The sequence below is a fragment of the Streptomyces boluensis genome (genome assembly GCF_009908195.1).
GTDB lineage: Bacteria > Actinomycetota > Actinomycetes > Streptomycetales > Streptomycetaceae > Streptomyces > Streptomyces boluensis.
Genome location: NZ_JAAAHS010000381.1, coordinates 1 through 7,408 on the forward strand (window position 1 = coordinate 1; position 7,408 = coordinate 7,408).

Here is a 7,408-nt window from a genome sequence, read left to right on the forward strand (position 1 = left end):
CTTCGGTGCGCCGCGCCCCCGCCCGGCGCACCGAAGTCCGCCCCCGCGCACTCCGCCGCCCCGCGCTCCTCCGGCAGGCCCGGCGCGCACTCCGCGGTGGGCGGCAAGACAGCGGCGGAGCCCGGCTTCACGCTCGCGGCCTCCGGCGACGTGCTCCCGCACTCCTCGATCATCAAGCAGGCCGCGGCCGACGCGGGCGGCGACGGCTACGACTTCGGGCCGATGCTCGCCGGGGCCCGACCCGTCATCTCCCGGGCCGATCTGGCGCTCTGTCACATGGAGACCGTCTACGGCGAGAACGGCCACTACACCGGCTACCCCACCTTCAAGTCCCCGCCCCAGATCGCCTCCGCGCTCGCCGCCACCGGGTACGACGGCTGCTCCACCGCGTCCAACCACACCCTCGACGCCGGCGCCGAAGGCATCGCCCGCACCCTCGGCGCCATGGACAAGGCCGGCCTGAAGCACGCCGGTTCGGCCCGTACCGAGAAGGAGGCGCGGACCCCGACGATGCTGACGGCGGGCGGGGCGAAGGTCGCGCACATCGCCGCCACGTACGGCACCAACGGCATCCCGCTCCCCGACGGCAAGCCGTGGTCCGTGAACCGGCTCGACAAGGACAAGGTGATCGCCGACGCGCGGGCGGCGCGCAAGGCAGGCGCCGACGTCGTCGTGTTCTCCCCGCACTGGGGCACCGAGTGGCAGGACGAGCCGGACGCCAAGCAGGTGCGCCTCGCCAAGGAACTCACCGCGTCCCGGACCGCCGGACGCCCCGACATCGACCTGATCATCGGCACCCACGCACATGTTCCGCAGGCGTACGAGAAGGTCAACGGGACCTGGGTGGTGTACGGGCTCGGTGACCAGATCGCCGGAGACATGATCAACCACTCGGGGGCGCGGGACGCACGCGGCAACCAGGGCACCATCGGCCGCTTCACCTTCGTACCGCCGAAGCGGCCGGGCGGGCGCTGGGAGGTGGCCAAGGCCGAGTTCCTGCCGCACTGGTTCAACACCGACGAGGGGCGCGTGGTCAACCTGAACGCGGCCCTCGCACGCGGCGCCGAGCACACGGAGCTGCGCGACCGGATCCGCCGCATCGTGCTCAGCCGGGGCGCCGCGAAGCAAGGGCTCGTGATGGCCAAGTAGCGGGTGCTGTACGGCACTTGGGTACGGGAACGGGGGCCCGCCACTGCCCGGAGCGCAGTGGCGGACCCCCGTACCCGTGGGCCGTGTCTCAGAGTTTGTGCGGTGTCTCCTCCTCGGGGCGGGCCAGCTTCGAGGCGCGGTACGAGTAGCCGAAGTACACGACCAGGCCGATCAGGAACCAGACCGCGAACCGTGCCCAGGTCTGCCAGGCGAGGAACGTGATCAGCCACAGCGAGAACCCCACGCCGATGGCCGGCACGAACGGCATCCCCGGGCAGCGGAAGGAGCGCGGCAGATCCGGCTGCCGGTAGCGCAGCACGATCACCGCGACGCAGACCACGACGAACGCCAACAGGATCCCGATATTGGTGAGTTCGGCGGCCTCGCCGATCGGCATGAACCCGGCGATGGCCGCCGAGAGCACGCCCACGATCCAGGTGACACGGGTCGGCACGTGCCGGGTCGGGTGGGTCTTGGCGAACCACTGCGGCAGCAGCCCGTCCCGGCTCATCGAGAACCACACGCGCGTGACGCCCAGCATGAACGTGAACATCACGGTGAGGATGCCGATGATCGCGCCGACCGCGATGACGTTGGCGAGCCCGTCGAGGCCCACCGACTCGAAGGCGGTGGAGAAGCCGCTCTCCTTGTCGATGTCCTTGTAGTTCTGCATACCGGTCAGGACCAGGCAGGCCAGCACGTACAGGACCATCGAGATGGCGAGCGAGTACATGATCGCCTTCGGCATGTGGCGCTGCGCGTCCTTGGACTCCTCGGCCGCCGTCGACATCGCGTCGTACCCGAACACCGCGAAGAACACCGTCGCGGCGCCCGTGAACGCCCCGCCCACCCCGTACGGGAAGAACGGGTTGTAGTTGGCCGTGTCGATGTGGAAGAAGCCGACCGCGATCACCAGGAGCACGACCAGGACCTTCAGGATCACGACCACGGTCTCGAACCGGGCCGCGTTCTTGATGCCGAGGGTCAGCAGATACGCGATCAACAGGCACAGGACCACCGCGAACAGGTCGATCCGGTGCCCGTCGCCGGTCCCCGGCGCCCCCATCATCCAGTTCGGCAGCTCGGCGCCCATCGCCTCGACTAGGAAGCCGAAGTAGCCGGAGATGCCGATGGCGACCACCGCCACGATGGCCGTGTACTCCAGGAGCAGGTCCCAGCCGATGAACCAGCCGGCCAGCTCACCGAGGACCGCGTACCCGTACGTGTAGGCGGAGCCCGCCTTCGGGATCATGCCGGCGAACTCGGCGTACGAGAACGCGGCCGCGGCGCTCGCGATGCCCGCGATCAGGAACGACACCAGCACCGCGGGGCCCGCGGTGCCGTTGGCGACGGCGCCGGCCAGGCTGAAGATGCCCGCTCCGATGATGCCGCCGACGCCGATGGCGGTGAGCTGCCAGAGACCGAGCGTCTGGGTCAGCTGCTGGCTGGCGCTGCCTTCTTCGATCTGTTCAATCGGTTTGCGGCGCAGAACGCCCTGTCCCATGCGGAGCCCGGCCATGAGTCTCACCTCGTCGTGGACGACAGTGGCTGATGGCCGGTCATGATGCTGGCAAAGCGTCCCCGACGGAAGACGGGAAGCGTCTCGGGAGTGCGTTGGGGTCACGGCACCACCGTGACAGGCCAGCGGCCCGCCTTCACCAGGCGCACCGCGACCGAGCCGATCAGCCGGTGCCCGGCCTGCTCGGACGCGCCCACGACGACGGCGTCGGCGGTCAGCGCGTCGGCGGCCTCGACAAGCCCGTTGTACGGGTCGCCGCGGAAGGTGTGGAACTCCCAGCGCACGTTGTCGTATATGTGCCGGACCCGCTCCGCGGCCTCCCGGATCTCCTTGATCAGGGACTCCGCGATCTCGTCCGTCGTGCCCCCGACCGGCGCCCCGAGCGCCGCGCCCGCCGTCATCACCGGCTGTACGTAGACCACCGCGAGCAGCGCGCGCTGCCGTCGGGCGAGGCCCGCCGCGTAGGCCGCGGCGCGCAGCGAGGACTCGGATCCGTCGAGGCCGACGACGATCACTTTGGGGCCGTCCGTGCCCCGCTCGAACCGGTGGGCCTGGTGTTCCGTCACGCCGTGAGGATAGGGCCTGTCATGGCCGGGCCCCGCGCCCGGGTACCCCGCCGGGCCTCGCTCGACGGGCGGGTCCAGGGCCGCGTTCTTAGAGTCGGATCATGAGCGCCAGGGTGCAGGAGTCCGAGCCCGCCATAGCCGACGCGCCGCCCAAGGAGCGGGGAGGGGGCCCACGCGGCGACGCCTGGCTGAGCAGGGTCCCGGACGCGTTCGCGACGTTCTTCGGGCTCGTCGGCGGCTACTGCGTACTCATCGCGGTGATCGCCCCGCTGCGCCGGCTGCTGCGACCCGTGACGCACGCCCTGGACACGGCGACGGTGCCGGTCAGCGCGAACCTCGCCAACGCCGTGTTCCTGTTCCTGCTCGCCGCGGCCTGCGCCTCCCGCAAGACCATCGCCTGGCGCGTGGTGGTCGCCTACCTCTCCGTACTGATCATCCTGGACGGACTGACGATCGCATTCGGCGAGGTCGGCGAGGCCCTGCCCTCGGCGATCGTCTGCGGCCTCGCCCTGATCGTCCTGGTCCTCGCCCACCGGGAGTTCTACGCGGACGCGCGCCGCGGCGCGTTCCTGCGGGCCCTCGCCGCGCTCCTCGTCGGCCTGCTGATCTCCTTCCTGGCCGGCTGGGGCCTGGTCGAGCTGTTCCCCGGCACCCTGGAGAAGGGGCAGCGCCTGCTGTGGGCGATCACCCGGGTCTGCGGCGGCATCGTCGCCCCCGGGCACTTCGACGGCAGCCCGCCACGGTCCGTGCACTTCCTCCTCGGCCTGTTCGGCGCGCTGACGCTGCTGTACGCGGCGTACACACTGTTCCGCTCGCAGCGCATGGACGCCGCCCTGCACGGCGACGAGGAGTCCCGGATCCGGGCGCTGCTCGGCGCGTACGGCGCGCAGGACTCGCTCGGCTACTTCGCCACCCGCCGCGACAAGGCCGTCGTCTTCGCGCCCAGCGGCAAGGCCGCCGTCACCTACCGCGTCGAGGCCGGGGTGTGCCTGGCCAGCGGCGACCCGGTGGGCGACCCCGGCGCCTGGGACCAGGCCGTCGAGCAGTGGCTCGACGCGGCGAAGCGGTACGCGTGGGCGCCCGCCGTGATGGGTGCCTCGGAGGAGGGCGCCAAGGCCTTCGCCCGGCACGGGCTCGGCGCCCTCGAACTCGGCGACGAGGCGATCCTGCACGTCGCGCGGTTCGACCTGGACGGCCGTGACATGCGGGTCACCCGGCAGGCCGTCAACCGGGTCAGGCGCACCGGCGCGAGCTGCCGGGTACGCCGCCACTCCGCCCTCTCCGACGCGGAGATGGAGGAGATCATCGACAGGGCCGACGCCTGGCGCGACACGGAGACCGAACGCGGCTTCTCCATGGCCCTCGACCGGCTCGGTGACCCGCGGGACGGCGACTGTCTGCTCGTCGAGTGCCACGACGCACACGGCAGGCTGCTCGCGCTCCTCTCCTTCGTACCGTGGGGCAAGGACGGCATCTCCCTCGACCTGATGCGCCGCGACCGCAGCGCGCCCAACGGCGTCATGGAGTTCATGGTGGCCGAACTCTGCGCCGCCGTCGGCAAGTTGGGGGTGCACCGGGTGTCGCTGAACTTCGCCGTGTTCCGCTCGGTGTTCGCGGAGGGCGGCCGGATCGGCGCCGGTCCGGTGCTCCGGCTCTGGCGCAAGCTGCTGCTTTTCTTCTCCAAGTGGTGGCAGTTGGAGGCCCTTTACCGCTCCAACGCCAAGTACGACCCCGAGTGGTACCCGCGATTCATCTGCTACGGCGACGCGGGCTCCCTCGCCCGGATCTCGCTGGCCTCCGGCATCGCCGAGGGCTTCGTCTCCGTACCCAGCATGCGCAAGCTGTGGGGCAAGGGGCACCGGCCGTCGGCGCTCGTGCAGCCCGCCACCACCGAGGGCCTGCCGGAGATCGGTGAACTCGGCCTGGACGCACGGGAGTCGGGCCCCGCCGACCCGCACGAGGCGCTGCCCGAACAGGTCCGCGTCCGGCACCGCAAGCTGGGGCGGCTGCGGGACGAGGGCATCGACCCGTACCCGGTCGGCATCGCCCCGCGCACCCACACCCTCGCCGCGATCCGCGCCGCCCACCCCGGCCTGCCCCCGGGCACCCGCACCGGCGAACAGGTCACGGTCGCGGGCCGCGTGATGCTCGTACGGGACCTTGGCGGCGTCGCCTTCGCGGTCCTTCGCGACTGGTCGGGCGATCTGCAACTGGCGTTCACGCGCGAACACGACGCCGCGCTGCGGGAGTTCACCGCGCGCACCGACATCGGCGACCACATCAGCGCGAGCGGCGAGATCGGCACGTCCGACAAGGGGGAACTCTCCGTCTTCGTCACCGACTGGCAGCTCACCGGCAAGTGCCTGCGCCCGCTGCCCGACAAGCGCCGCGGCCTCGCCGACCCGGAGGCGAAGGTGCGCCGCCGGTACGTGGACCTGGTCGCGGACCCCGACGCCCGCGATGTCGTACGGCACCGCTCGGCGGCCGTACAGGCGCTGCGCCAGGGCCTGTTGGAGCGCGGCTACCTGGAGGTCGAGACCCCGATGCTCCAGCAGATCCACGGTGGCGCCAACGCCCGCCCCTTCACCACCCACATCAACGCCTACGACCTGGACCTGTACCTGCGCATCGCCCCCGAGCTGTACCTCAAGCGGCTCTGCGTCGGGGGTCTGGAGAAGGTGTTCGAGATGGGCCGCACCTTCCGCAACGAGGGGGTGAGCTACAAGCACAACCCCGAGTTCACGATGCTGGAGGCGTACCAGGCCTTCGCGGACTACGACGTGATGCTCGACCTCACCCGCGAACTCATCCAGGGCGCGGCGACCGCCGCGTTCGGCCGCCCGGTCGCCCACAAGCCGGACGAGCGGGGGAAGTTGGCCGAGCACGACATCTCCGGCGCCTGGCCCGTGAAGACGGTCTACGGGGCGATCTCCGAGGCCCTCGGCGAAGAGGTCACCGCCGACACGGAGCCGCCCGCGCTGTACCTGCTCTGCGACCGCGCGGGCGTCCCGTACACACCGGCGGACAGCCGTGGCGACGTCGTGCTCGAAATGTACGAACGCCTCGTCGAGGAGAAGACCCAACTCCCCACGTTCTACAAGGACTTCCCGACCGACGTGTCCCCGCTGACCCGCCAGCACCGCACCGACCCGCGGCTCGCGGAGCGCTGGGACCTGGTCGCCTTCGGTACCGAACTGGGCACCGCCTACTCGGAGTTGACCGACCCGGTGGAGCAGCGCCGCCGCCTCACCGCGCAGTCCCTGCTCGCGGCGGGCGGCGATCCGGAGGCGATGGAACTCGACGAGGACTTCCTCGACGCCCTGGAGTACGCGATGCCCCCGACGGGCGGCCTCGGTATCGGCGTCGACCGTCTCGTCATGTTCCTCACCGGCCTGACGATCCGGGAGACACTGCCGTTCCCGCTGGTGCGGCGGCGCTGAGACCTGTACGTGCCGCGTTCCCGTCCTGGGGAGTGGCTACTTGGGCGCGCCGAACGGCTCGACGCCCACGATGCGACGTACCCGCTCCGGCTCGACGACGATGCTGATGCGGCGCTCGCCGGGGATCAGCCACTCGTAGGGCGTGCCCAGGTACTTGTGGGCGAGGCGGTCCATGTCGCGGTCGGCCTGCTCGCCCTCGACGAACCGGACCACACGGCCGTGGATCTGCACCCGGTCGAAGGGGTTGGCGGTGTCCGCGTTGGAGAGGCAGATACGCGGGTCGGCGCGGAGGTTGCGCTCCTTGACGCGGCCCACGGACGTGTTGAACCAGAGGTGGTCCCCGTCCACGTCGACCCACATCGGGCTCACATGCGGGGAGCCGTCCGGGTTGGTGGACGCCACGAACCAGATGCCGGTCCCGGCGAGACGGTCCCGTACGTCCTGCGTGAGCTGGCTCATCGTTCTCCTCTTGACTGTGCTGTGGGTGGTGCTGTGCGCTGTGTTGTCGGCGGTGCTGTCGGCTGTGCGGACCGGCGGAATGATCACGGTACGTGGAGGGGCGAACTGCCATGGAAACGGGGGGTGTCGCGGCTCCAATGTCCTGTACATTTCATGATCTCCGCCACCGTGCGGACGGTGTCATGGGGAGGAAGAACGATGAGCGAACCCGTCGATCCGAGGAAGTCCTACGCGTTGGCCGCGGAGCCCACGCCGAGTGAGACGCCCGGCCCGAC

Annotated in this window: 5 protein-coding genes; 2 read left to right on the plus strand and 3 right to left on the minus strand. The window is 70.8% G+C overall.

What is annotated here, in order from left to right:
* Nucleotides 1-1,149, plus strand: a 1,149-nt coding sequence (locus tag GUY60_RS31415; RefSeq protein ID WP_188133099.1) for a CapA family protein, incomplete at its 5' end; no start/stop codon positions are given.
* An 88-nt stretch (nucleotides 1,150-1,237) separates the two neighbouring features.
* Here GUY60_RS31415 and GUY60_RS31420 read toward each other — a convergent pair.
* Together GUY60_RS31420 and GUY60_RS31425 are read right to left on the minus strand one after the other, a co-directional pair.
* The gene (locus GUY60_RS31420) at nucleotides 1,238-2,668 is read right to left on the minus strand and encodes an amino acid permease (protein ID WP_161704004.1); all 1,431 of its coding nucleotides are present in this window, start codon (nucleotides 2,666-2,668) and stop codon (nucleotides 1,238-1,240) included.
* A 101-nt stretch (nucleotides 2,669-2,769) separates the two neighbouring features.
* Nucleotides 2,770-3,234 (minus strand): universal stress protein, encoded by a 465-nt coding sequence (locus GUY60_RS31425; RefSeq protein ID WP_161704006.1) that lies wholly within the window; start codon nucleotides 3,232-3,234, stop codon nucleotides 2,770-2,772.
* A 101-nt stretch (nucleotides 3,235-3,335) separates the two neighbouring features.
* On the opposite strand from GUY60_RS31425, the gene lysX reads away from it, so the two are divergent.
* Complete coding sequence (lysX, locus tag GUY60_RS31430) at nucleotides 3,336-6,674, plus strand: bifunctional lysylphosphatidylglycerol synthetase/lysine--tRNA ligase LysX (protein WP_161704008.1); 3,339 nt, start codon at nucleotides 3,336-3,338, stop codon at nucleotides 6,672-6,674.
* Nucleotides 6,675-6,710: 36 nt separating this feature from the next.
* Here lysX and GUY60_RS31435 read toward each other — a convergent pair whose 3' ends face one another.
* On the minus strand, nucleotides 6,711-7,133 hold the full coding sequence (locus tag GUY60_RS31435; protein WP_161704010.1) for a PPOX class F420-dependent oxidoreductase: 423 nt from the start codon (nucleotides 7,131-7,133) through the stop codon (nucleotides 6,711-6,713).
* Between the last annotated feature and the right edge of the window lie 275 nt (nucleotides 7,134-7,408).